Origin of the sequence: Qingshengfaniella alkalisoli, from assembly GCF_007855645.1 — a bacterium.
GTDB lineage: Bacteria > Pseudomonadota > Alphaproteobacteria > Rhodobacterales > Rhodobacteraceae > Qingshengfaniella > Qingshengfaniella alkalisoli.
The window spans coordinates 60,197-85,350 of sequence record NZ_CP042263.1; the positions used below are offsets into that span (position 1 = coordinate 60,197).

General features: G+C 59.7%; 15 protein-coding genes. 6 read left to right on the forward strand and 9 right to left on the reverse strand.

Annotation, left to right across the window (positions count from 1 at the left end; genetic code table 11):
* The first annotated feature begins 144 nt into the window (after positions 1 to 144).
* Genes FPZ52_RS13765 through FPZ52_RS13780 form a run of 4 tightly spaced genes read left to right on the forward strand, consistent with a single transcriptional unit; the run spans position 145 to position 5,239 of the window.
* The gene (locus FPZ52_RS13765; RefSeq protein ID WP_146366192.1) at positions 145 to 1,413 is read left to right on the forward strand and encodes a sarcosine oxidase subunit beta family protein; all 1,269 of its coding nucleotides are present in this window, start codon (positions 145 to 147) and stop codon (positions 1,411 to 1,413) included.
* A gap of 9 nt (positions 1,414 to 1,422) precedes the next feature.
* Positions 1,423 to 1,707, forward strand: coding sequence for a sarcosine oxidase subunit delta (locus tag FPZ52_RS13770; protein ID WP_146366193.1), 285 nt, complete (start codon positions 1,423 to 1,425; stop codon positions 1,705 to 1,707).
* Positions 1,704 to 4,742, forward strand: coding sequence for a sarcosine oxidase subunit alpha family protein (locus FPZ52_RS13775; RefSeq protein ID WP_146366194.1), 3,039 nt, complete (start codon positions 1,704 to 1,706; stop codon positions 4,740 to 4,742). Before FPZ52_RS13770 ends, FPZ52_RS13775 begins: the two co-directional genes overlap by 4 nt.
* Positions 4,739 to 5,239, forward strand: a complete 501-nt coding sequence (locus tag FPZ52_RS13780) for a sarcosine oxidase subunit gamma (RefSeq protein ID WP_146366195.1) — start codon at positions 4,739 to 4,741, stop codon at positions 5,237 to 5,239. Before FPZ52_RS13775 ends, FPZ52_RS13780 begins: the two co-directional genes overlap by 4 nt.
* 180 nt (positions 5,240 to 5,419) lie before the next feature.
* Here FPZ52_RS13780 and FPZ52_RS13790 read toward each other — a convergent pair whose 3' ends face one another.
* From FPZ52_RS13790 to FPZ52_RS13820, 7 genes are all read right to left on the reverse strand, one after another.
* Positions 5,420 to 8,488, reverse strand: a complete 3,069-nt coding sequence (locus FPZ52_RS13790; RefSeq protein WP_146366197.1) for a type II toxin-antitoxin system VapC family toxin — start codon at positions 8,486 to 8,488, stop codon at positions 5,420 to 5,422.
* A 22-nt stretch (positions 8,489 to 8,510) separates the two neighbouring features.
* A complete protein-coding gene (locus FPZ52_RS13795; protein ID WP_146366198.1) occupies positions 8,511 to 11,330 on the reverse strand; it encodes a hypothetical protein in 2,820 nt (939 codons plus the stop codon).
* Positions 11,331 to 11,368: 38 nt separating this feature from the next.
* Entirely contained in the window at positions 11,369 to 12,658 is a 1,290-nt protein-coding gene (locus tag FPZ52_RS13800; RefSeq protein ID WP_146366199.1) for a hypothetical protein, read from the reverse strand.
* A gap of 133 nt (positions 12,659 to 12,791) precedes the next feature.
* Positions 12,792 to 14,129 carry an HlyD family type I secretion periplasmic adaptor subunit gene (locus FPZ52_RS13805; protein WP_146366200.1) on the reverse strand — a complete coding sequence of 446 codons (1,338 nt, stop codon included), beginning with the start codon at positions 14,127 to 14,129 and terminating at the stop codon, positions 12,792 to 12,794.
* Positions 14,126 to 16,105, reverse strand: a complete 1,980-nt coding sequence (locus FPZ52_RS13810) for a type I secretion system permease/ATPase (RefSeq protein ID WP_146366201.1) — start codon at positions 16,103 to 16,105, stop codon at positions 14,126 to 14,128. The genes FPZ52_RS13805 and FPZ52_RS13810 overlap by 4 nt, the downstream gene beginning before the upstream one ends.
* A gap of 13 nt (positions 16,106 to 16,118) precedes the next feature.
* A complete protein-coding gene (locus FPZ52_RS13815; protein ID WP_146366202.1) occupies positions 16,119 to 18,320 on the reverse strand; it encodes a hypothetical protein in 2,202 nt (733 codons plus the stop codon).
* A gap of 72 nt (positions 18,321 to 18,392) precedes the next feature.
* Complete coding sequence (locus tag FPZ52_RS13820) at positions 18,393 to 21,413, reverse strand: beta strand repeat-containing protein (protein WP_146366203.1); 3,021 nt, start codon at positions 21,411 to 21,413, stop codon at positions 18,393 to 18,395.
* An 806-nt stretch (positions 21,414 to 22,219) separates the two neighbouring features.
* Here FPZ52_RS13820 and FPZ52_RS13825 point away from each other — a divergent pair.
* Both FPZ52_RS13825 and FPZ52_RS13830 read left to right on the forward strand, forming a co-directional pair.
* On the forward strand, positions 22,220 to 22,942 hold the full coding sequence (locus FPZ52_RS13825; protein WP_168201366.1) for a helix-turn-helix transcriptional regulator: 723 nt from the start codon (positions 22,220 to 22,222) through the stop codon (positions 22,940 to 22,942).
* Positions 22,943 to 23,437 carry a hypothetical protein gene (locus FPZ52_RS13830; RefSeq protein WP_146366205.1) on the forward strand — a complete coding sequence of 165 codons (495 nt, stop codon included), beginning with the start codon at positions 22,943 to 22,945 and terminating at the stop codon, positions 23,435 to 23,437. It begins immediately after the preceding gene.
* Here the strand turns inward: FPZ52_RS13830 and FPZ52_RS13835 are convergent, their stop codons facing one another.
* Positions 23,438 to 24,151, reverse strand: coding sequence for a gamma-glutamyl-gamma-aminobutyrate hydrolase family protein (locus FPZ52_RS13835; protein WP_146366206.1), 714 nt, complete (start codon positions 24,149 to 24,151; stop codon positions 23,438 to 23,440).
* Complete coding sequence (locus FPZ52_RS13840) at positions 24,148 to 25,137, reverse strand: amidoligase family protein (RefSeq protein WP_168201367.1); 990 nt, start codon at positions 25,135 to 25,137, stop codon at positions 24,148 to 24,150. Before FPZ52_RS13840 ends, FPZ52_RS13835 begins: the two co-directional genes overlap by 4 nt.
* Positions 25,138 to 25,154 lie beyond the last annotated feature (17 nt).

The window sequence follows — 25,154 nt, forward strand, 5'->3', positions numbered from 1 at the left end:
CCCCCGATCACAGAGGGCATCGCCAGCAGCCGGGCGAATCGGGGCACGAAGCGCTGACGTAAATATACTGCCAAAACGTCGCATAGGTGCAAGACGGACGTTTCCGGGATGGCTAGTATGATGTCAGAAACTTCGGAGCTGCGCATGCCTGCCCATTTCCCCAGCCGCTATTCGGCGGTCACCCTGCTGATGCAGGCGTTCAAAGGCCACCGCGACTGGCAACCGCAATGGCCCGATGCCGAACCCAAGGCGGAGTACGATGTGATCATCGTGGGCGCGGGCGGTCACGGGCTGGGGGCGGCCTATTACCTTGCCAAAGAGCACGGCATCACCAATGTCGCCGTGATCGACAAAGGCTGGCTGGGCGGTGGCAACACCGGGCGGAACACGACGATCATCCGGTCCAACTATCTCTATGATGAAAGCGCGCGGCTGTATGACCATGCGCTCGATCTGTGGGACGGGCTGAGCCAGGAATTGAACTACAACGTCATGTATTCGCGACGCGGTGTGATGATGCTCGCCCATAACGTCCATGATGTGCAGAGCGCGCAGCGCCACATTCATGCCAATCGGCTGAACGGTGTCGACAACAAGTGGATCACGGCGGAGGAGGCCAAGCGCATCTGTCCGCCGCTGAATATCGACCCTGCCGCGCGTCATCCGGTTCTGGGCGCTGCCTATCAGGCACGGGCGGGCACGGCCCGGCATGACGCGGTCGCATGGGGATATGCGCGCGGGGCTGCGGCGCGTGGCGTGGACATCATCCAGAACTGTCCTGTAACCGCGATCCGGCGCGGTGCGGATGGTGCGGTAACGGGGGTTGAGACCGCGAGAGGCTTCATCGGTGCGAAGAAGGTCGCGGTATCGGCGGCGGGGCATACCTCCGTGCTGATGGACAGTGCGGGTGTGCGGATGCCGCTGGAATCCTACCCGCTTCAGGCATTGGTCAGCGAGCCGGTGAAACCCTGCTTTCCCTGCGTGGTCATGTCAAACACGGTGCATGCCTATATCAGCCAGTCGGACAAGGGCGAGTTGGTAATCGGATCGGGCACGGACCAGTACACATCCTATTCCCAGCGCGGTGGGCTGCCCTTGATCGAACACACGGTCGCGGCGATCTGCGAGATATTCCCCGTGTTCTCGCGTATGAAGATGTTGCGCAAATGGGGCGGAATCGTGGATGTAACGCCCGACCGTTCTGCCATTCTGGGCAAGACACCCGTGCCGGGGTTGTTCGTGAATTGCGGCTGGGGCACAGGCGGCTTCAAGGCCACGCCGGGTGCCGCGCATCTGCTGGCACATACTGTTGCTACCGGAGAGCCGCATGACATCAATGCCCCCTTTACGCTGGAGCGTTTTACCACGGGCCGGTTGATCGACGAGGCCGCTGCCGCGGCTGTCGCACATTAAGGTTTCTCCATGCTACTAATCCACTGCCCCTACTGCGACCAGGACCTGCCGGAGCTTGAATTCACCTATGCAGGTGAAGCGCATCTGACGCGCCCCTCCGATCCGTCCCTTCTGACGGATGAGGAGTGGCGCGATTTCCTGTTCATCCGCAAGAACCCGAAGGGCAACCACGCGGAACGCTGGCGCCACACACACGGGTGTGCGCGGTTCTTCAACGCGGTGCGCGACACCGTCAGCGACCGTTTCATCGTGACCTACAAGGCAGGTACATCGCGACCGGAGGGTACCGAATGAGCCGCGTCAACGGTAAGGGCCACATCGGGGATCGGGTGGTTCGGTTCACCTTCGACGGCAAAACCTATGCGGGTCGCGAGGGCGATACGGTGGCCTCGGCGCTGTTGGCGAATGATGTGCATCTGGTCGGGCGGTCGTTCAAGTATCACCGCCCGCGCGGGATCGTATCGGCGGGTTCAGAAGAGCCCAATGCACTGATCCGTACCGCGCGTGGGGCGGGGCGTGCGGAGCCCAACACCCGCGCTACCATGCAGGAAATCCATGATGGGTTACAGGTGGAAAGTCAAAACCGCTGGCCTGCCTTGGGGTTCGATCTTGGGGCGGTAAACGATTTTCTTTCGCCGTTCTTTCCAGCCGGCTTCTACTACAAGACCTTCATGTGGCCGCGCGCCTTCTGGGATCGCGTTTACGAGCCGGTCATCCGCGCCGCTGCGGGGCTGGGCAAGGCGCCCGGAGAGCCCGACCCTGACCATTACGCGGCGCGATATCTGCATTGCGACGTGTTGATCGTTGGTGCGGGGCCTGCTGGTCTGGCCGCCGCGCGCGAAGCCGCAGAGGCTGGCGCCGATGTCGTGCTGGTCGATGAACATGCGGAGCTTGGAGGTTCGCTGCTGTCGGATCCCTCGCCGCAGATTGAGGGGGCCTCCGCCTGGGCGTGGCTGGGTGCCCAACGTGACGGGCTGCGCGAGGCTGGTGTCCGTGTCCTGACGCGAACGACAGCCATCGGGTATTATCACCAGAACATGGTGGCGCTGGTTGAGCGGGTTACCGATCACCTTGCTTCGCCACCGACCGACGCCCCGCGTGAACGGCTTTGGCGTGTGCGGGCGGGCGCCGTGGTTCTGGCGCAAGGCGCGATCGAGAAACCGCTGGTGTTTGACGGCAATGACCGGCCCGGCGTCATGTTGGCGGGTGCGGCGCAAAGCTACCTGAACCGGTTCGGTGTTCTGGTCGGACGCCAGGCGCTGGTCACGACCTCGCATGACAGCGCCTATTTCGCAGCTTTCGACCTGATGGATGCGGGAGCGGAGATCGTCGCGATCTGCGACACGAGACCGGATGTGGACCCGACCCTTCTGGCTGGTGCCGAGGCGCGTGGGATCATGGTGCTGCCCGGTGCGGTTGTGACCGAAACAACCGGCCGCAAGCGGATCCGGTCCGCACGGGTCAACCGGATCATGGGGGCCGAGTTGTCCGCGCCGCAAAGCTTTGATTGCGACGTGCTGCTCATGTCCGGTGGCTGGACCCCGACGCTGCACCTGTTCTCCCATACAAAGGGCAGCTTGAAATGGAACAGCAATACATCCGCTTTTCTTCCGGATCAGTCGAACGAGAACTGCCTGTCCGCCGGTGCGGCAACCGGCCTGTGGGGGACGGGCGCGGCGCTTGACGATGGTGCGTCTGCCGGTGCGGCGGCGGCTGGCTTGGCGCGGCGCGGCATCACGGGCACGGGCGGGCCGGATAAAGGTGTGCCTGACGCTGCAGGCACGTCGCACCGATACAGCGTCACGGGTGATCGTGTCTGCAGCGGGACGGCGCAAGGCGCGCTGCCCAATGACAAAGCCCCTTCCCGCATCCGGGCTTTCGTGGATTTCCAGAATGACGTGACCGCGAAAGACATCAAGCTGGCGTTGCGTGAAGGGATGCGCTCTATCGAACATGTCAAGCGCTATACAACGACGGGCATGGCCACCGATCAGGGCAAGCTGTCGAACATGAATGCGCTGATGGTCGCGGCGCAAGCCAGCGGACAGGAGCCGCCGGACATAGGGCTGACGACGTTTCGTCCGCCCTATGTGCCCACGACGTTCGGGGCGCTGGCCAATCATCACAAGGCTGATTTCGAAGTCGTCCGTCGGACATCGATTGATCCTTGGGCGGAAGCACAGGGTGCCGTTTTCGAGAACGTCGCACAATGGCGGCGTGCGCGATATTTTCCGCAGGCGGGCGAGGACATGGCCGCAGCGGTCGCGCGGGAATGCCGCATGACGCGCGAGGCTGTGGGTCTGTTCGATGCCTCCACGCTGGGCAAGATCGAGATCACCGGCCCCGACGCGGTAGAGTTCATGAACCGTGTCTACACCAACCCGTGGACGAAACTGGGTGTCGGGCGCTGCCGCTACGGGCTGCTTCTGGGTGAGGATGGTTTCATCCGGGATGACGGGGTGATCGGGCGGCTGTCGCAGGACCGGTTCCATGTCACCACGACGACGGGTGGCGCTCCGCGCGTTCTGGCGATGATGGAGGACTACCTGCAAACCGAATGGCCGGATTTGAAGGTCTGGCTGACCTCCACGACAGAGCAATGGGCCGTCATTGCCGTGAATGGGCCCGAAGCGGCAGACCTGATCCGTCCGTTCGTCGACGGGCCCGAAATCACGGATGAGACCTTCCCGCATATGTCGGTGGCCGAGTGCCGCTTTGACGGGATCGCCGCGCGCCTGTTCCGTTTGAGCTTTACCGGAGAGGTGGGATTTGAAATCAACGTGCCCGCGCGCCACGGTAAAGCCGTCTGGGAAGCACTGTGGGCGGCGGGGCAGGCGCTTGGCGTCGTGGCTTATGGCACCGAAACGATGCATCACCTGCGGGCGGACAAGGGGTTTATCATCGTGGGGCAGGACACCGACGGGACGGTAACGCCGCATGACGCTGGAATGGGGTGGGCCATCGGTAAGTCGAAGCCTGATTTCATCGGCAAACGGTCGCTTGAGCGGCCGGACATGAAAGACCCGTATCGCAAGCAACTGGTCGGGCTTTTGACGGACGATCCGACCACGCTTCTCGAAGAAGGCGCGCAGATCGTCGACAGCCCCAATGCGCGACCTGCGGCGGGACGGGCGGGCCATGTGACTTCGGCCTATCGCAGCACCGTCATGGGGCGCAGCATTGCCCTGGCGCTGGTCTCCGGCGGGCATCAGCGCATGGGCGAGACGGTTTATATTCCGATGCCGGATGGTCCCGTCGCGGCGAAGATCACCGCGACCACGTTCTATGATCCGGACAACGTCCGCGTTCGGCTGGAGCAAGCAGAATGATGTGCACGACGATAAAGGACATTCCCGAAAGCACGCGCCATGTGTTGCGCGGGCAGGGGAAAGAACTCGCGAAGCATTTGGAACTGCCCTTGCGGGTTGGTCAGGTCACGTGGCTTGGAAAGGCACGGATTGCCTGCCTTGGCCCGGATGAATGGATGCTCGTGTCCGAGCAACCAGATCAATTGCTGCTGGATCAGATGGCCAGCCTTTACGCCGAAACGCCGCATGCGCTGGCAGATGTATCGGACAGGGAGTTGTCCCTTCGTATATCCGGTCCTGCCGCTGCTGATGTGCTGGCCAGCGGGTGTCCGCGCGATCTGCGGGGGATCGACTCGGATCAAGCCATGCGGACGATCTGCCATGGCGTCGAGATCATCCTCTGGCGCGAAGAAGACGGGTTTTGCGTCGATGCTTGGCGCAGCTTCATGCCTCACCTGAAACGGCAGTTGCAGTCCGGCTTACGGGATGCGGGCAGTTTCGTTCCGGGTGGCAGCTAGCCAATCGCAGCGGTGCTTTCCCGGTGCGTCCACATCAAATCCAGCATTGCGGCAAGATCATCGGCCAGTTGCTGCATGATTTGCGGATCGCTTTCCTTCTGGACGCCGAACGCCGACTGCGCGGCGTGAGCAATCTGATATCGACGGGGCAGCGGTTGCGTCCGGTTTTCGCTGACGCGGTTAGCTCGCCAGGAGATCGTCGATGGTGACGTCCTCATCCGCTTCGATCTGCGCTTCCCGTTCTGTCTGATCAAATTTGATCTCTGACCGCAGCATGAAGGCCTGGGCCCGGAATGCCTCCGTGGCTGCAGCCATGTCGGTATGTGGGCCGTTTTCGGTCCAGCTCTCACCATCGCCTTCGGGTTTGTCATTGACCGGAATATAGGCGTCGAGTGCCGCGACCAGGGCATCCGCGCTGGCAAACGCGTCATCTAGGAACGTGCCGAATTCGTCAGATTTTCGTCCGCTCTTCTTGCCCAGTTCGTCTCGGGCCTTGGCATAGTCCGATCCTTTCCCACATAACGCATCCAGCTTCGCGAAATGTTTGTCGATGGCCGGGGTCTTGGTTGATTTTTGCGCAAGACGTGGTGTGGCCTTGGTTGCCGCGGCCGCCTTGAACCGCACCCAGCTGGTCAGTGTCAGGTCAACAGCGCCGGGATGCCAATCCTTGGGCACGACGATCCGGCGCATCACGACGGGATCATCGCTGTAAACGGTCATGAAATAATCCACGACCTTCTGGCACACATCGTTCTGATCCTGCAGTATTTCGGGACTCAAGCCGCAGTTGCGCGCCGCTTCTTTGGCCACAGGATCGCCATCTTTCACGATGCCATAGGCCAACACACATTTCGACAGGGTAGAGTTCCACCGCATCGCTTTGCGGGCGAGCTTCCGGTCGCCCTTGTTCTCGAGGGACCGTGCCTTCTTGTACAGTTTCCAGCCCTTGGAAATCTCGGCTTCTTTCTGCATCTTGTAGCCGTAATCCGACAGCGCCCGTGCAAGGCTGTTGGCGATGGAGCCGGCCGTGGCAGCGCCGGTGATGTCCGCCAGGCGCAGGCTTTCCATCGTCACCCCCGTCATCGAGAATACGACGTTCAGCGATCGCTGGCTGACCTGGATCTGACTGCTTGCCAAGCGACTGGTTATCGCCGGGCCATAAACGGAGTCGTTGCCATAGGTCAGAGCGGTATTTTTCATCCACAGGTTCAGCTCCTGCGACTTTTTGACCAGATAGGCGACATCCATCGTCAACTGCCGAACAGCGACGGCGATGCTGGCACCGGGCACGAATTTGGCAACCATCCCCACACCGCCAGAGGTCAACTGGTCGATCACTGCCCATTTGGTCTGTACGGCATTGGCCTCGGCAATCAGCTTGTCCATCGCAAGCATGGCGCGTTTGGCCTTTTCCTTGTCGGCCAGATCGTCCGGTGTTTGCGTCGCCTCTTCGATCAGCGCCATCAGCGGGCCTTGACGATCCTCGACCTCGTTTGCGATGTCGTCTTCAAGCGCCCGCTTGAAATCGTCGTCGTCCTTGAGACGCTTCTGATAGGCCTTGAGCTGTTCCTCGCGCTGCATCGCTTCCATGTCTTCATTGCGCTGATACAGCTCTGCCCGTTTCGCGTCAGGGTCGATGTCTTTCGCGATAGGAAAGGCGGCAAACAGATTGTTGGCACCTTTCATGGCAGTGTTGAGCGCTTCCACCTCCTTGGTGGTGTTGGCCAGGCGCTTGCTTTGCATGTCTTCGGTTTCTTCGAATACACCAGTGTTGTAGTGGTCGTCCTCGACGGTTTTTCTGGTGCTGCTGACCACCGGTTCAAACGTGCCGGCGATCACCGTGGACACAACCGTCAGGCCAAGAGCGGATACGATGGTTGCAGGATCGATCTTCTTGCCGCTGGCCTTGGCGTCGGAGACCATCTTCGCGATTTCCGCAGCATTTGCGGCACTGATGATGCCTGTCGCAATATATGCGCCCACCTTGGCCCATTGCCCGCCAGTGCCATCGACGTCGTTGCCGTCCTTGTCCTTGCCTTTAGGTACATCGAACGCCGCAAACGCGTTGCCAACCGCATCCGCGACGGTTGCGATCAAAGCCTTGGCAATACCCGCTCGTTGACTTTCAGGAGCGGTGATCAGATCGTGGAAGCGGAACACGACCTTTGATCCAGCAAGCGAGTAGGATACCAGCTTCTTTGCCGCATCGGTCGCTGTCTTGTAGCTTTGCAGGCCGGAAGTATCCTTATCCGTTACCGCACGCTGCGCCTGATCGGCGGAGATCGAGTTTACAGCCGCCGTCGCAACGGCGTTGAACGCCATCTCCGCGATTTCCCAGTTCCGCTTTTCGGTGTTCTTGTCGAGCGACTTGTCCGCCAGGTCGAACGCGCCGTTCGCCAACCCCATGGCCAGCGTGTTGTAGGCTTGTGCCTGTTTGGCTTGCGTCGCAAGGTCGGACTTACCAGATAACTCGCCCAGACGACCCGTCTTTGACGGATCGAGCGTCCCGGCTTTGTCTTGTGACTTCAGGTCGGTGAGTTCGTTTTTTTCCGATTGCGACATCGCTACGCCGTCGAAATTGGCAATCGAAATCGCCTGTGTCGCCACCGTCCCCATCAGGGATACCGTGTCCTTGGCTATCGACAGGCCGCGTTTCAGCTTTTCATGTTTTGATGCGGTCTTGGTGTGTTCCTTCAGCCGCTCGCCATACAATTCGCAGGCACCGTTAAACACCTGCGCTTCCTGGCTGTACTTGTCGGCAACGGCGTTGGAGGGGATCACATTGGCCTTGACCAGCGGCGACCAAAGTTCACGTTCGATATCACGAGCCGTGAACAGCGGGTTGCCGTCTGCATCCGTGGCCTCTTCCATCTTTTTCTGCAATTCAAGCAGCTTTGCGTGCATCTGGTGAACCTTGCGCACGTCTTGTTCGTCAACCTTGAAGCCGTCTTTCAGATCATGACGCGTGTCGACTTCTGTGTCGCGGTCGCCGGTGCTCCATTCCATCTTCTTGACGACTTTGGTCGAGTTCGCGGTCTTGCTCCAGAAGTGTTTCTTCTTCTCCTCGGTCCATGTGACCGAAAACTGTTGCGCTTCGCGCAGCTCTTCACTGAGGTCGTCGATATTACCGAGAATGTCGTGCAACTGCTTGCTTTTCTCTTCTTCGCGTTTGGCATCCTTGGCGAAGTCGGCGCTGCGATTAACGGCTGTGGTCAACCAGGCGATCTGTGTTTCGGTGAATCCGGGCATGGTGAAACTCCTGATCGGTCGCTTAATCGGAAATTGCGGTTAGCAGCTTGATCTCAAGGCGGGGCAGGGATGCCACCGCTGCGTCCAGATCAGGATTGCCAGAGGTGAAGGGCTGCTGACGGAAATGTGCAAGCGGTCCGCCTACATTCAATGCCCGCATTAGATTTCGAACGGCGCCCAGGGCAGCTTCGCGGGGCTTGCGCGGGTCGCCGCCTTTTTTCTCAAGTTCCTCGTCCATTTTCTTGGCATTGGTTTCGAGCCTTGTCAGATCGTCGGCGTGGATGAAGGCGGCGACGCTGGCGAGATAGGCTTTGACGTCGTTCTCGCTCATGACTGTGCCTTGATCGTCGAGTTCGATTTCGTCGATCTTGCCGATCTTCTTGATTTCGCCGTCGAATGTTTCGACCTTGTTTCGGAAGTTCCGAATCTTGGTCACGCATTCCGTTGCGGCGGCGTCAATCGCGAGCTTCTTGAAGCGATCCATCTCCGCGCTGGTGATTTCGTAGTTGTCGGCATCCTTCTCCAATTCTTCCAGCCGCTTCAATGCACCGGCATATTCCTTGGAGGCTTTAGTCTCCGCTTCAAGGCTGGAGATTTCCTGCACTGCCAGATCGACATCGGAGGTATCCAGCTTCAGATTCTTGTAGTTTTTCTGGATGGTTTTGAATCGCGCCTTGACGGTCTTGTACTTGGCTTCGAATTCTTTCTTCTTCTGCTCAAGTTCCGTCTGCTTGTTCTGCCCGTCGACCGCGTCGCTCTTCAAAGCGGTCCAGACCTGAAGCTCCTGCCCGTCCAGCTTGTCCCGTGACCCTTCGAACAAGCGTTTCTGGGCTGTAGAAATGGCCGTGTCGACGGTGGTGCGAAGATCGAGGATCTGCGTGTCCGCGCGATTCAGCGATCTCAGGTCACGTTCTTCTGCCGTGCTGCGGGCCTGAGCCAGTTCAGCCACGTATTTTCCATAGTATCCCGAAAGTTTTAGGTCATCGATGGTGAAGTTCTGCATGACCTTGGACAGCGATTTGAGCTTCCCGTCGACCTTCTTCGCCGATTTTTCGACTTCCTTGTATTTTGCCGCGCACTTGCGGATGTCTGCTTTGAGTTCGGCCATGCGTTGATACAGCGTCGAACTGATGCGACGCGCGACCTTCGGATCCATCGCCTTGTACTTTACTTCGAATTGCTCGACCTCGCGTTCCAGTTCCAGCGTTCGTGACGGTTCATAAGCGCCATATTTGGATTTAAGTCCCGCGATCTTGTCTTTCAGGGTCTTCAGCGTCTCCGCAGCTTGTTTGAACTGGTCGGAGTTCTCTGTCACGGAGGTTTCGTATGTCTCGATGCTCGCCAGATAGTCCTGCGCCGTCTTCAGGGCATCAATCGAGTCCGTTTCCAGAAGTTGCTGTGCGGCACGCAACTTCATCTCGATCTCATCAATCGCTTCGCGCGGGATCTTGCTGTCTTTCTTTACGCCCTTGAGTTCGCGGGTCTGGCTGTCCTTTTGCATCCGGACATTGCCCTTGCGGTCTGTCTTGAACAGGTCTGCATAGGCGATTTGCAGGGTGAGCAGTTTTTGCTGCAGGGCCTTGGTGTCGATCTTGGCATCGCTGGTTTGCGATGCGCGCACCTCCTTGATGGCTATCTCGGTATTCTTTGCGAGCTTTTCGAGGCGCGAGCGACGCTGCAACGGCGTTCTTTCCTGCATCGCGGCGGAATAGTCGCTGTCGAACCCGTCAGCCTGGTCGTTTGCGTCCATGACGCGCAATGTGCGCAGCGCAGGGTCGATCTGTGTGATCAATGTCTTGCATTCCCGGGCGCGTTCGATTTGGCGTTCCGCCCGTTTCGCGAGTTGCGTGACCTCGTCGCCGAAGCGTTCGACCAGCGTGTCGGCGGAGAGCGACTGGACCTGCTTTATCCCGGCGCGGATTCGGTGGGCTTCCGCTTCAAGTTCGTCAGCCGTGGTCGTGAACCCATCATGGCGAAGGCTGCCGACGGTCGAACTGACCGCGCCCAACGGGTTCGACAGGCGTGAATCGAAATTGTCCGACTGTTCGATTATCCTGGCGCCTGTACGTGCCGTCCGGAATAGGGCCAGTTGGTCGCTGGTGCTGTGGATTGCGGCTTTAGCGCCCTCGATGTCGCTGGTCAGGCACATCAGCATCGCCTCATCCAGCATGGCGTGAAGGATCTTGTATTCCTCGGAACAGATCACGGCATAGCGCCGCTCGATTTCCTGTCCATCGACGTTCTTGTTTATCTTGAATGTCTCGTCACGTGCACGGTCGATGTTTCTTGCCACACCGTCGCGCATCTGCTGGACGATCTTGAACTCAAGCTCCTTGTCCTCCTTGGACATCCCCGAAAGCGGTGCGCCGTTCTGTTTGCCAAGCGCGTCCTGCAGCGAGGCAATGCGCTCGGATACCTTCTTGAGATCCTCGTCAAGGTCCTTCTCAACTTCGGTCAACTGCCGCAGGACACGGGTGCTACGTACGATTTCGGCTGTCGCCGTGCTCAAGCTGGCAGTGGCGTCAGCCAGACGTTCCTGTGCCTGTTCCAATGCTTCTTCGGCTTGATGTTTCTTGTCGCCATCGGGAAGTTTGGCGATCAACTTTTCCAGTTTCTTGACCTTCTCGGCGGCTTTCCTTTTGGCTTTGGTGGCTTCTAACGCGTCGGCCTGCGCTTTGCTGGTTGCTTCCTCGAACCGGTGGAGCGGGCTGTGATATCGCTTGCCGTCCTTGGATTGCGGGGCCTCGATGCTTTTCCAGCCTTGGATCTTGTTGAACTTGTCGACCCATGACTGGATGGCGTCGTCAATGGTTGGCGGCTCGTCGGGCTTGTCTTTGGGCATCGTAAGAATCCGGAATTAAAATCATTTGGTTTGAATGCTCAGGCGGCGAGCGAGGTCTTCATACGTTTGAGCGCTTTCGTTAGAGGCGCGCGGATCGACACGGTCTGGCCGAAAGGATTGTCTTCGCACAACGCGATGATCGGGTCGGAGGCGAGAAAACTGGAATAGGCGTCGATTTGCGCGATGACGTCCTTTGCACGCTGAGCGCGCGCGTCGCCCGAGGCAGAATTGTAACCCATCAGCGCAGCCATCAGCGCCGTGTTGTTGCCTTTGGTGACGCCGTTCAGCCCGAAACGCGCGATGCGCTGCAAGTTGGGATCGGTCGAGGACGCCAGATGCGACATCAACGGACCAAGGCTGGCATCCGCTTCGCCCTTGGCATCGATCCAGATATCGGCCGGGTTCTCGGTATCCGAAGTATCTTCCTGTTCGGGTGTTGGGCTGCCGGCTTTGCGGGCCTCCACGATTGCATCGCGAATCCGGGTCAGCGCGGTGGTGGCTTGTGATGCGTCTCCGGCGCGTAGATGTTCCGCCGCCTGCCCGATCATTGCCGAAACGTTTGTCCGTGCGTCGGCATCGGCCAAGCCATCGGCTTCGCCCTTGAGCTTTTTCAACACGGCCACGAGTTTCTGAATCTGGTCCTTCGCATTCGGGGCCGGCGTTCCCGTGCTGTCCTGTGCCGTATTCGCAGATATCTTGGCAAGCGCGGCTTCCAGCCTGTCGATGCCCGTCGCTGCCGCGTCGAGATTGCCGGATTTGACTTGACCCACCGTGTTCGCAAAGGCCTTTTGCAGCTTTGCACCGATGTCGCCCTGAACCGCCTCGATCTCGGGTTTCAGTGCAACCAAGCGCTGTGTCAGCGCCTTCGTATCGACGACCGGGCCGGTATCGCTGTCGTCATCATCGTTGTCGTCACCATCGGCAATCTCCTGATCGCCGTCCCGTGCTTCGAGGTCGGGATCATCCGGCAAGTCGTCTTCGATGTCTGAATCAAGCAGGTTCCCGTCAGCATCGAGAATTTCGATGTTCAGAACGACCTTTTGCGATTTGAGGTATTTCTTGACCTTCTTGGCGAGCGACGGAATGTCCCGCTCGCAAGTCAGTGACAGAAGTTTGCCCTTCAGGCTGGCGGTCCCGAAAGTGAATTTGGGCCCGTCACCTTCGGATCGCGCGGCCTTGCCGAGCACGGTTGGTGTCTTCTTGCGATGCAGCGCGAGATATCCGTTCTCGTCGGGGTTGGCCGGGTTGAACCCGAAACTGATCGGCTGTCTCTTGGCAATAGTCAGAAGCTTCTTGATCTGTTTGCCTTCAACACGAAGCTCTGCCATCAAACAACCCCAATGAAATCCACGTCGAATATCACGAATACTTACGCTGCGGCAGTGTAGCCGGATAATCCAGTGCGTCCATAACTTTATCCGATTCAGGGCCGTGTGTGATCGGCTCGAACGCCACCACGACCTACTGTTCGCGGAAAGATCGAGACATGCTGTCTAGGATGGGTTTTGCCAGATAGCTGGCAAAGGTGCGCGACTGGGTCTGGATCATGATCTCGACAGGCATGCCGGGGGTGGCGGCAAACCCGGGGATGCGCGCAAGCTCATCGCGGGACAGGGTGACCCGCGCGATATAGATCTCCTGTGCGGACCCGCGTTCCGCCTCGTGCAGAGAGTCGGCAGAGACATAAAAAACCTCACCTTCCAGCACGGGTGTCGTGCGTTGGTTCAGCGCGATCAGTCGCACCGTGGCCGTCTGCCCGATCTTCACGCTATCGATGTCGTTGCGCGGGATCTGGGTCTCGATGATCAGCGGCGCGTCGGCGGGCAGGATTTCCGCAATTGGCTTGCCCGTTTCAATGACGCCCCCCGAGGTATGGTAGTAGAGCCGCACGACCGTCCCCGCCACGGGCGAACGGATGACCGAGCGGTCCAGAACATTCGCGGCCTTTCGCGCTTGTTCGGTGATGCTTTCCAGATCGGCTTGAATGGGGTTCAATTCGTCCAGCGCGGTCTGGCGGTAGGTTGCGCGGGCCTGATCAATCTCGCTTTCATACTTCAGCAGGATTTGCTGGATTTCGGCGACTTCCGCCTCCAGACGCGCCAGTTGACCATCGGCTTCGGCCTGAACGCGGCGCACGGCGTTCAGCTCCGACTTCTGAACGAGGCTCTTTTCGAACAGGATCGTCTTGTCATCGAATTCCTCTGACAGGATGTCCGCCCGCAACTGCAGATACTCCAACTGTGCCTCATACCCTTTTTCGCGGACTTTCAACGCTTCGATATTGCGCTCCAGTAAAGCGATGTCGTTCAGGAGCGACTGGCGGGATACGTCATAGGCAAGCCGCTGGCTGTCGAGGATTGTGGCGATTTCGGGATCGTCCTCTGCCGCGCGAAGATTTTCGGAAAAGATCAGCTTGGGATCCTCGTGGTACTCCGCCAACAGCCGTTCTGCCGTGGCCGTCAGGCGCATACGTCGCAGGTGCAGTTCCCTTTCGCTGGCTTGCGCGGCGGTTTCGTCCAGACTGAGCAGCGGCTCTCCAATTGCGACGCTTTGGCCCTCCGTCACATAGATCCGGTTGATGATCCCGCCTTCCAGATGCTGGATGATCTTGTTGCGTCCCGTTGCGACGAAGCTGCCCTGTGCGATGACCGCTGCCGCCAGCGGTGCACCGAATGCCCAGGCCGCGAAGCCGCCGAAAGCCGTCGCCATCAGGACCAGGCCGATAATGGCCTGTCTACGCACGGAGCGCGGGACCTCGGCATACCAAGTCTGGTCGGGATGGATGGTGGCAGGCGTCATTGCGGTGTCTCCCCGTTCGGGCCTTCGACAGGTTTCGTCGGTGCTTTGGGGCCGTGAATTTTGGTCAGCACGGTTTCGCGTTCTCCGAACAGGCTGACGCGCCCGTCGGTCAGCAGCATGATCTTGTCCACGAAGCTTAGCAGAGTTGGTTTTTGCGTGATGACAACCACCGTGATGCCTTTGGATTTTGCATGCTCAAGCGCCTTGGCCAGCGCCTTGTCACCCGCGACGTCGAGATTGGAATTCGGCTCGTCCAGCACCAGAAGGCACGGGTTGCCAAAGAACGCGCGGGCCAGCCCGATGCGCTGCTTCTGACCACCTGACAGCGGTGATCCATCTGCAGCCACCACGGTCTCGTAGCCCTGTGGCAGGTTGGCGATCATGTTGTGGACATCGGCCAGAACGGCCGCTTCGTGGATGTCCTCGTCAGTGGCGTCCATCCGCATCCGGGCGATGTTGTCCTTGATGGTGCCGGGGAACAGTTGAACGTCTTGCGGCAGATAACCGATATTCTGGCCGAATTGCCTCGGGTCCCAGTTACGGATATCCATCAGGTCCAGACGCACGCTGCCCGAGGTAGGCAGTATCGAGCCCACCAGCATCTTGCCGAGCGTTGTCTTGCCTGCGCCGGAATTGCCAATCACGGCCAGCGTTTCGCCGGGGCTGAGCGAGAAATTGATACCGTTCAGGACGACGCGCTTTGTCCCCCCGGGGACATACAGCAGGCGTTCCACATCCAGCCGCCCTTGCGGATTTGGCAGGCGCAGTTTCTCATACTGGTTCTGAGCTGATTTCAGCAGACCGCGCACCCGGTCCAGCGCACCGCGCGTCAAAAGGAAACTATTCCATCCTTCGATGGATCCTTCTATGGGCGAAAAGGCACGCCCCGCGATAATGGAGGCGGCGATGACCATGCCCCCGGTGATTTCCCCGTGGATCGCGAGATACGCTCCCCAGCCGAGAATGGCGATCTGCGTCAGCAATCTGACGGCGCGCGATACCGCGGCGAAGATGACGTTCCGATCCTGAGCACGGATCTGAGCCGTCAGTGACGCCGCGGTATCGCGTCCCCAAATGCGCACGGCTTCGGGGATCATCGCCAGCGCATTTATGATCTGGCTGTTGCGCGACATGGAATCGAGATGCTGGTTGGCCTTGGCCTGCGCGAGGTTCGCCGCCGCGAACTGGCCGGACGTCGCCTTCTGGTTTGCCAGCGCGATCATCATCAGCAGCCCGGCCGTGACCAAAACGATCATGCCAAGATCCGGATGCACCAGAAAGATGGCCAGGATGAACAACGGGGCAAAGGGCACATCCAGAAAGGAAATCAGTGTGCCGGACACCAGAAAGCTGCGGACCTGCTGAAGATCGCCAAGCGTTTGGTATTCGCGCCCTGTGCCATGGAGCGAGGCATGGGCCGCCGCGCTTAGGATCGGTGCGCCAAGTTCGGTGGCGACCACAACCGCAGTGCGCATCAGGATGAAGCGACGGATGGCGTCGAAGATGGACTGGAACACCACCGCCCCCGCGATGATCGCCGTCAGCATGATCAGCGTGTCGATGGATCGGCTGGTCAATACGCGGTCGCTTATCTGGAACAGGTAGATCGGGATCGACAGAAGCAAGATGTTCGTGGCGAAGGTCAGGATACCCACTACCCCCAGGTTCTGTGCCACGTGTCGCCTGACATTGCCAAGGATATGATCATAGCGTTCCGGCTCCTGCCGGGCGTGAAACTTGCTGGGCGGTGCGCCATTGCCACCGGAAGAACCGCTTCGCGTTACGGGCTCGTTGGCGCGGGATTCTATCGTCTTGCCCAAGTTGGCTCCGCCGGCCGGATAGCCGTCCACATCCTGATGCCGCCTCAGAAAGGCAAGCGAGGGCTGCTGTGTCTGCCGGTCCTGTTGTGTGCTCGATTGCGGATACGGGGATGCACCTGATGGTGCGTCGTCGGGCCTGGGGAGATCATTACGCATGTCACTACCGTTGTCATGTGAAGGAAGACGCCATCAGGTCGTCGCTGTCCGATGCAGTTTGGATCTTGCCCGAACCGGTGAAGTCATCAGCGTCGATCGCAGGTGCGGAATCGTCGTCCATCAGGAAGGCGATGGCCTCGTTGGCCAGTTCATCGGCGTCGGGAAGATGCTCGATCTCGTCGATCAGCTTCGCTTGGTGGATCAGCAAGTCGGAATAGGCGTCCCCATCCGCCATGACCGAGCTGTCGATGCCATTGTCCTTCAGGGCTGCAATATTGATCAGTGCATTCTGCCCCTCGACCACCTCCACGGCGTCGGGCGTTTTATCGGTGAGCTTGATGATGTCGGAATCGTTCAGCGTCGTGACTTGTTCGACGATACGCGACTGGATCAGATCACCGTCGATTTTCAGCACGCGGGCGTATTCGATCCCGGCCAGCGCGGGATCTTGCATCAGTTCTTCGCGCAGCGCCTCCATATCCGCATCCGTGTTGGACACGATTTCGGACATGCTGTTGGTGATCTCGGTCTTTGTATCGATGCCCGTTTTCTGGATGTGCGCTTTATTGACGAGAAGATTGTCCGGCGCGGGTTCTTCGGGCGCGTCGGGAACTGGCTCGGTATCGGGGTCATTGTCATCGTCGACGGGTGGCTCCGTCTCCGGCGCGTCGATCAGAGGATAGTCCGCAGCCGGATCATCCGCGACGGTCACGGGGTCATCCTGTGCCTCGGACCCGGGCAGGCCGAATACCTGATCGTCGTCGTTCAACACCAAGGTCTGAAGGACGGCGTTCACTTCGATGAAGTCGCCGCCCACCAGGATCAGGTCGTAATTCATGCCCGCCGCCACGATCCCGGTGACATTGAACACCGTGTTGTCGCCCAGCACATAGGCACCCGACGCGGCCGAAATATGGGCTTCGAACTGATCGGCGTCATTGACCGTGATCACCTGGCGCACGTAATGCGCGTTCAACAGATCCCCCGCGATGTGGTCTATATGGACATATTTCGGCGAGGTCGGCGCACCGTCGCCCGCGATGGTGCGGGATGTGACGGGAACGCTTTCCTCGCTGATCTGTGCGATCTGCAAAACGGTGGTGGGCGGGGGATGGGTGCCCGGTGACAGGGTGTCCATGTTGGTGGCCACGGCGGTTTGCCCGATATGGTCCAGCTGCACCCATTTGCCGCCCACCGCGATCACCGGCGCATCAACCCATGCGGTGCTGATCGTCGCCTGGTTGGCAAGGTAGTTTCCTCCGGTCACCAACTTGAATCCGTCCTCGAAGTCGGGATTTCGGGCGCTGCCCTCAGGCAGCATGCGGTCGGTCACCGTGGCGTCGGACGGGGGATCTGCCTTGCCCGCATGATGAGCAGGCAGCATGTCCGACCAGATAGGCGTGTTGTCTGCCACTGTACCATCCACGATCAGCGCTTCGGCGTCGTCGCCTCGAAAGACCGCCGTTTCCATCTGCCCGTCATCTTCTGCCAGTGCAGTGAACCGTGCATGTGCATCAGCCATTGCGGCAGCGTAGATTCCCGCGGCCCCTGCGTCGAAGATCGCGCCGGGAGCAGGCAGGGCGTGGGTCAAAGGTTGAAGTGCAAGGGCAGTGTCGATCAGGGGTGCCAGGGCCTGTGTCGTCAATGTCAGGGTCGTGCCGTCAAACGAGCCCAGATAGTCGTTGTCGTTCAGGAATGCGACTTGCTGCGTGACTGTCATCGCCGATCCGGGGAAGGGCAGTTCCAAAATGAATGGGGGCGGCGCGGGTGGTTGGTACGGGGGAAATTGCGGGGTGAGTGAAGGGTCATCGCCAAACAAGCCGCCCTCGCCGGAGTTGTCCGGCGTCAGGTAGATGACACGGATCGTAATCGTGATCGAGTTGTCCGCAAAGATCGGCAGGTCCGTGTCGTTTTCCGCCTCAAGGTTCAGTGCCGATTGCGGGGGCGCAATGTCACGCGTCTGTTCGTTGACCGTGATCTCATCATTGCCCGCTGCATGTCCGGTCAACTCCAGCGTCGTGGGGTCGAACTTGCCGGGCTTCAAGTGATGGGAGGATAGGATAGCAGGTGCCAGGCTTTCGATGCTGTCCAACTCCGCCTGCTTCTTGAGTGCCGTGAATTCTTCGTAGGAGTCCCGAAGCCGGGCCTTTTCTATCGTGAGAGAGAACAGCCCGATGAAATGCGAGATGGTCTCGGTCGTGCGATCAACAATCATTCACCTTTACCCTCTCAATGTATCCGGGGCCGCGCGGAACGGCCCCGGAAATTGTCAATCTGTCGCAACGTCTTAGAGTTCGTCTTCGCCGACATAGGTCGAAGACATCGCTCCGCCGACCATGGTCATGTCCACGGTGTTGCCCAGGACATTCGCACCCATCACGATGGATTGGTTGAATGCCGAGGTATCCACGACAGCCGCAGCCGAGGCGTAGGACTCGCCGGTGACGTAGCCGTCATCGCCGTTGCCCGAACCCCAAGAGCCAGCATTGCCACCAGCGCCACCGGCACCGGAGTAGGCATCGCCCGCGTTGCCACCCGTGGCACTGCCACCGGTTCCTGCGCCACCTTCCGCCATGCCGCCTGCGTCGCCAGAGGTGCCGCCCATGGCGTCGGCATATCCGCCAGCGCCACCAGCGCCGGAATAGGCCGTGCCATTGGCTTCACCCATGCCGGTCGCCTCGGCATCGTCGTCGGTGCTTGCCGCGCCGCCATAGCCGGCAATGGCCTCGGCCATCGTCTCGGCGGTTCCATTGGTGTCCGATTGAGCGAACACATCGGCGTAGCCGCCTCCGCCGCTTGCGGCGTCAGCAGTGCCGGTTCCGTCAGCCGCCGAACTGGTGTTGTTCGTCGAGCTGGCGCTTCCGCCCATGCCACCGGTGCCGGTTGTCGCGACATCAGCCCAGCCGGACCCATCCGCAGTGCCGGATGAATCGCCGGAATCGCCGCCGGTGCCGGACGTCGCCGCATCTGCCGCCGAGGACCCGTCTGCCGTGCCATAGGTATCACCTGCGTTTCCGCCGGTGCCCATGTTCGACGTATCGGTGTCGGCAGACCCGTCGGCCATTCCGTCCGTTGCGCCGGAAGCGCCACCGGTCCCGGTATTGGCTGCGTCAATCGTGCCGGATCCGTCCGCCATGCTGTCGGCTGCACCACCAGCACCACCGGTGCCCGTGTTTTCGGCCATTGACGTGCCAGAGCCATCCGCCGTGCCGTCCAGAGCGCCAGTGCTGCCGCCGGTTCCGTTCGCCGCAGCATCAGCTGCGCTGGAACCGTCGGTCGTGCTGGAATTGCTGCCGCCCGTTCCGCCGGTGCCATTGGCGGAACTCGTAGAAGAGTTCGTACCGTCGGCTGTGCCGTTGACAGGGCCACCGGCGCCACCAGTGCCGTCAGCCGCCGCGTCCGCTGCGCCCGATCCGTCCGCTGAACCATTGGCTGCGCCGCCGGTGCCACCGGTGCTGGAATTTGCGTTATCCGCGTCGCCAGCAGTGCCACCAGTGTTGGTGAAGTTGTTCGCCCCGGCACCCAGCCCGTTTGTCTGGGTCGTGGTGCCGCTTTCTGCGGGCGAACTTCCAGCGGTCGCATCGCCACCTGCGCTACCGCCGTCACCTGCCATAGAGTCGTTGTCGGTGTTGGCATCGCCATGTGCTCCCGCCAGGGCGAGATCAAAGCTGTCACCTCCATCAGCGTCGCCGTCAACGTCGGAGTCGCTTTCGGCATCCGCGTCAGACTCGCTGTCGGCGTCACCGCCATCGGCATCGTTATCGGTGTCGGCATCACCTTCGGACCCGGCCAGGGCCACGTCGAGCGTATCGCCCCCGTCGGCATCGCTGTCTTGGTCAGCGTTACCTTCCGCACCGGACAGCGCTCCTCCGATCACGCCACCAGCGTCGGTGTCGCTATCGGCGTCTGCGTCGCCATCGGCATCAGCGTCGATATCCGCGTCGGTATCGCCTCCGCTACCGGACTCGGAATCGACATCTGCATCGGTTTCAACGTCAGCAGCGGCGTAACCTTCGACGTCCCCGGCGTCACCGCCATAAGGTTCGACATCGGCATCACCGTCGCTTTCGGCATCCGCGTCGCCGTCAACGTCTCCGCCGCTGCCTGTATCGGCATCGACGTCTGCGTCGCCATCGACATCGGAGTCAACTTCGTTGTCGCTGTCACCGCCATCAGCTTCGCTGTCAGCGATGCCACCAAGGGCACCCGACAGGCCGAGGCCCGCACCCAGCGATTCAGCGTCACCACTGTCTCCGCCTTCGCCGTCGGCGTCAGCATCACCTTCGACTGCCGAATCTGCGTCGGCTGCTACGTCCGCATCGCCGCCGCCGCCGCCGTCGGCGTAAGAGTCGGTTTCGGCTTCGACCTTGACATCGCTGTCCACGTCGCCGTCCACGTCGCCGGAATCGCCTGCGCCGCCGCCCGCAGCGTCAGCGATCGAGTCGCCGCTTTCTCCGCCATGTGCAAATGCACCGCCGCCGATGCCATCAGCACCTTCCGCGTCGCCCCCGATCGACTTGCCACCGTCACCGGAATGTCCGCCATCCGCATCCGCATCAATGCCTTCCGACGCGAAAGCCTCGCCGCCATTGGCGTCGCCATTCTGCGTGAAGTCGGCATTGTTGCTGACGGTTGGGCTGTCCAGATGATCGGTGTCGTCGAGCCAGTTGGACTGGTTGTTGATCGACATCATGTCGTTGCCGGCACCGTTCAGTGAATCCGGTGCAGAGATGTTCTCGCCGACATGCAGATCGTTACCGGGATCATAGTCCAGATCACCGCCGGCTTTCACATCATCGCCGGGATCATAGGTCAGGTTGTTTCCGGCTTTGATGTCGTCACCGGGGTCGCTGTCAATATCGCCACCCGCGGTCAGGACGTCGTTGATCTCCGCATCGTCGTTCAGATCCAGGTCAACGATGTCATCGTCCCGTGGAATCCATTCGCCGCCGCCAAAATCGATATTGATATCGTTGCCGTTGGATACGGTGTTGTCGTTGTCAGCGGACTGGTTCTGGTCTTGATCCTGACCTTGGCCCTGGTCCTGCCCCTGACCTTGGTCCTGACCTTGGCCCTGATCCTGACCTTGACCCTGATCCTGTCCCTGGCCTTGCTGGGTGTCTACATTGACATCCTGATCTTGCTGCTGTTGCTGCTGTTGTGCGGTCAGGTCGGCTTCCTTGATCTCGATGTCACCGATATCCACATCCGCGTCGAGGTTCTCGATGTTCGCTTCGCCGATCGCTACCGCGTCGGACATCGCGCGGGGATCGCCCACCGCGACGTTGTTGTTGCGATTAATAGCCATGACTGTCTTCCTTGTGCTTCAGTCACCCGCAACTGCCAGTCTATCCAAAGCAGCATTCCGGGTGGGTTCAAACAAGCGCCAGCCCCAGGGCTGGTCGCATGGACATTGCGCACGCTCAGGCAATTACACCTGTTCGTTTACTCAAGTCTGCTGGGGGGTCCTCCTGTGCTCGGTTGCGCCGATCCGCAGCGCTCGTTTGCTCCGGGACACCGAAGAGAGATTTACGCTGCGTTATCAAAGTGTGCGCGCGAGGATGGTCCATTCCTATCTAGACCTTCGGGCAACAGACGCCTGTGCCAAAGAAAAGTAAAATAAAACAGATGGATACGTGGATATCTCGGCCAGGTAAGGAATTCCTTATACCAATTGGTTCTATAGCGAATTGGCTAGTGTCGGCACATTCCGGCCCGTGCAGGCGAGTTTGGTAAAGTTTATGTTACCGGACGATAATCTGTTTATGTTTGGCACCTTAAGCAGTCATTGTGCTGATTTCGTAGACAATCAAGAAGCCAAATGATTGGAACGAATCTCCACTTTCAGTTATAAACTAGGGCTGCAGGGCCGACCTTGAAGGCATGAGATGCGCGGCGATTATGCGGCGCGCACACCAAGCGATATTGCTTGAGACTTTGCCAATCTAGGCAGGTTCTGCTTCGGCGCATTGGGAGCGGGCGCCTCGTCAATGTACGAAACCTTAGGGAGAGAAATTAGTCACCAGACCTGAATTTCAAGGCCGCATCAGACATTTGGCTTGATGCCATTTCTTGTCGATGTGGTTCGCAAAGTTATTTGAACTGGAGATAGTTTTGAGTAATCGGCGACACTTTGAGACCGAATTTCCGGGACAGTCGTTCGAGGTTCTGATTGTTGGTAGCGCGATTTTCTATTCGGCCCGAACCTTCAAGCAAATTGAATCAGAATTTTATGTCCACTGCATGCGTGCGGATGATTTGCGGTCGGTTCTGTCAGCGAAGGAAACGCTTCCCCAATCGTTGCAGTTGATTGTCGTGGACCAGAATTTCACGGAGGAGTTGTTGGAACTCGGCAATGATCTGACCGATACGGTTGGATCGGCCGTGATTGCGCTGGCATACCGCGATGGGGCCAAAGCCCGCGAGTTTCTGGACCGCTGGCAAAGTCAAACCTCACGAAGCATTGGCTTTTTGCCGATGCGTATTTCTGTGGAGGTATGGCTGTCCATGCTCCGGCTTCTGCTGCATTCGCAATATGTTTTTCCGGAGGATTTGCAGCCTTGCCCCGCAAAACTTGCAAATCAGATCAACACACGTCCCGCGATCCCACCCGTCAGTTCGGATGAACACATCAGACGGCTAACGATACGCGAACGCGAGGTGTTGGAACTGATCGTTCTGGGCGAAAGCAACAAGCGCATCGCTTCGGAACTGGCGATCACCGAACACACGGTGAAGCTGCATGTCCACAACCTGGTCAAGAAGATGGGGGTTCCCAATCGTACGGCGGCGGTGGGCATGTACTATCAAGCCGCCAAACAAGGTTCGCTGGTGTAGATGACGGACGAGCCCGCCATTCTGGACCAGATCCTTCTGCAGACTGGCCGGTTGAACTATGTGTGGACCAACACCGAAAGCGTGTTGATCCACATTATGGCCGGTCTGCTGGGCACCGACAAAGAGCGCGCGGTTGTGGTCTTCTTGACACTGAACACAACCCGCGCCCGCGTCGATCTGGTTGAACGTCTGGCCAAGATGAAGGGACGCTCACCCGATGAACGGGACGCGATACTCGCCGCGACGCGCAAGCTGGTGCGTTTGTCGGGGCTTCGCAACCATTACAATCACTGTATCTATTCCTTCGATACGGAAAACGGCAGCGCGCGAACGATCCTGATGCGCATCGCGGACCGTAAAACGGATATCCGCATGGGCCGCAGCGAGATGATCGACGAAACGGGTTTGCGCCGCATCGACGAGGCCATCAAGGACGTGACGACACTCAATCTGGAATTCTGGCATCTTGTCAAAGCTTACGGCTATCCGGTCTGATCAGATCCTGTCCACCGCCTTGAGTTGTGACCTGTTCGCCTTGTAGGCCGCCGCCGCATTTACCAGGGCGCGGAACACTGCCCGTTGACGTTTGGCGTAGAACAGATGCTCCGGATGCCATTGCACGCCGAGCGCGAAGGGATCTTTCGTGCGCTCTACGGCCTGGATCATCCCGCCATCGTCACGCGCCGCTACGTTCAGATCGCACCCCAGGCGATCTACCGCCTGGCTGTGCAGGGCATTGACGATCATTGGGGCTGTTCCGGCGATATGGGCAAGGCGCGTCTCGGCAGTGACCATCACCCGTTTGCGCGGTAGAATTGTCCAGACATGTTTGCTGGCGGTGTAGGTGCCATAGGCATCCTGATGCAGCGAGCCGCCCAGCACCACGTTCAGCATCTGTGCGCCGCGACAGATGCCAAGGACCGGAATGCCGCGTTCCATCGCATCGGCCACGATGTCATGCTCCAGCGCATCGCGCGCCGGCTCGAGCCGCGCGGAGGTCACGAGTTGCCCGCCATACAGATCGGGTGAAATGTCGTCTCCCCCGCCGATGATGACGCCGTCCACGTCATCCAGATCGGGCGCTGTGTCGGTCCCTGATTGCCATTTGCGTCCCCGCCCGCCAGCCAGCCACAGATTGAATGCCACAAGCGGGAAGATGCGCCAGCCGGACCTGCGCGACACTGTCACCCCGATCACCGGTCGGCTCATGGCTTGTCCCTGAACAGATCATATCCGCGGATAACTTCATCCGCAGCACGCCACCATTCCAGACGGATCGAGGTCAGTTCCTTCCGCCGTTTCAGCCATGCCTCGGCCAGTTCCTCGACCAGTTCCGGCATGCAGGCTGCACGTTCGACCAGCACCCAGCGGTTCCATTCGGCGGCAATGGACCAGTCGGGTTCATCGATGCGGCAATCGGGCAGACGGTAGTGCCAGGCAGGGCGGCCTTTGACCTGCCTGTTCCGGCGGACGCGGTCGGCCAAGGATGCATCGGCGGTTTCCACGATCACGGGCAGCACATCGAGACCGTGATTCCGTCCGTCTGCCAAGTCCAGATAGATACGAAACACTTCGTCTTTCGGCAGATCGCCGTAGCGGGCAAGCGCATCGATCAGGCGGCTGGGGTAGGGGTCCACGAAAGGCATCATCCGGCGCGAAGGATCGATCGGATCGGCTTCGCGCAGCCAGTCTTCCATCAGCGCATAGGCGCGCATGACCGGCACGATGGATTCAGTGTCCTGCCCCGCGATTTCCGGATTGATATGCATGCCAAAGCCACGCAGCAGGTTTGTCCGGCTGCCTTGCGCGCCATGCTTGGCGAGATCGGCGCATAGCGATTGCATCAGGCCGAGTTGGCCCTGTGAAAGTGGTTGCGTCACGATTTCCGTGGGTATCACGCTCCGCGCCAAGTCGAGCCCTGCATCCAGCACCGCGTTTCGATCGGCTTTGGCATAGGCGGAGTCGAGTTCGATCTTCACCTTGCCAATCTCGGTGTTCTCAATCTCCACCTCGTAGGGGGACTGTGTCCGGATGTCACCGCCAAATCGACCGGTGACGATCTTCGCTGTCTGTGCTTCGGTCAGGCCGGAAAACTCGATCTCCAACCCCACCCGACGAGACGTGGCCGATTTCTCGCCATATTGCGGCAGTGGCCAGAACCGGTCGTGGGGAAAGGACGGCAGCGAAGGGGGCATGGGCGCAATCATGTCTC

What these genes read in the sequence shown, in the direction of transcription:
- FPZ52_RS13765 (WP_146366192.1), top strand. Translation starts at nt 145, where the DNA reads ATGCCTGCCCATTTCCCCAGCCGCTATTCGGCGGTCACCCTGCTGATG.
- FPZ52_RS13770 (WP_146366193.1), top strand. Translation starts at nt 1,423, where the DNA reads ATGCTACTAATCCACTGCCCCTACTGCGACCAGGACCTGCCGGAGCTT.
- FPZ52_RS13775 (WP_146366194.1), top strand. Translation starts at nt 1,704, where the DNA reads ATGAGCCGCGTCAACGGTAAGGGCCACATCGGGGATCGGGTGGTTCGG.
- FPZ52_RS13780 (WP_146366195.1), top strand. Translation starts at nt 4,739, where the DNA reads ATGATGTGCACGACGATAAAGGACATTCCCGAAAGCACGCGCCATGTG.
- FPZ52_RS13790 (WP_146366197.1), bottom strand. Translation starts at nt 8,488, where the DNA reads ATGCCCGGATTCACCGAAACACAGATCGCCTGGTTGACCACAGCCGTT.
- FPZ52_RS13795 (WP_146366198.1), bottom strand. Translation starts at nt 11,330, where the DNA reads ATGCCCAAAGACAAGCCCGACGAGCCGCCAACCATTGACGACGCCATC.
- FPZ52_RS13800 (WP_146366199.1), bottom strand. Translation starts at nt 12,658, where the DNA reads ATGGCAGAGCTTCGTGTTGAAGGCAAACAGATCAAGAAGCTTCTGACT.
- FPZ52_RS13805 (WP_146366200.1), bottom strand. Translation starts at nt 14,129, where the DNA reads ATGACGCCTGCCACCATCCATCCCGACCAGACTTGGTATGCCGAGGTC.
- FPZ52_RS13810 (WP_146366201.1), bottom strand. Translation starts at nt 16,105, where the DNA reads ATGCGTAATGATCTCCCCAGGCCCGACGACGCACCATCAGGTGCATCC.
- FPZ52_RS13815 (WP_146366202.1), bottom strand. Translation starts at nt 18,320, where the DNA reads ATGATTGTTGATCGCACGACCGAGACCATCTCGCATTTCATCGGGCTG.
- FPZ52_RS13820 (WP_146366203.1), bottom strand. Translation starts at nt 21,413, where the DNA reads ATGGCTATTAATCGCAACAACAACGTCGCGGTGGGCGATCCCCGCGCG.
- FPZ52_RS13830 (WP_146366205.1), top strand. Translation starts at nt 22,943, where the DNA reads ATGACGGACGAGCCCGCCATTCTGGACCAGATCCTTCTGCAGACTGGC.
- FPZ52_RS13835 (WP_146366206.1), bottom strand. Translation starts at nt 24,151, where the DNA reads ATGAGCCGACCGGTGATCGGGGTGACAGTGTCGCGCAGGTCCGGCTGG.
- FPZ52_RS13840 (WP_168201367.1), bottom strand. Translation starts at nt 25,137, where the DNA reads ATGCCCCCTTCGCTGCCGTCCTTTCCCCACGACCGGTTCTGGCCACTG.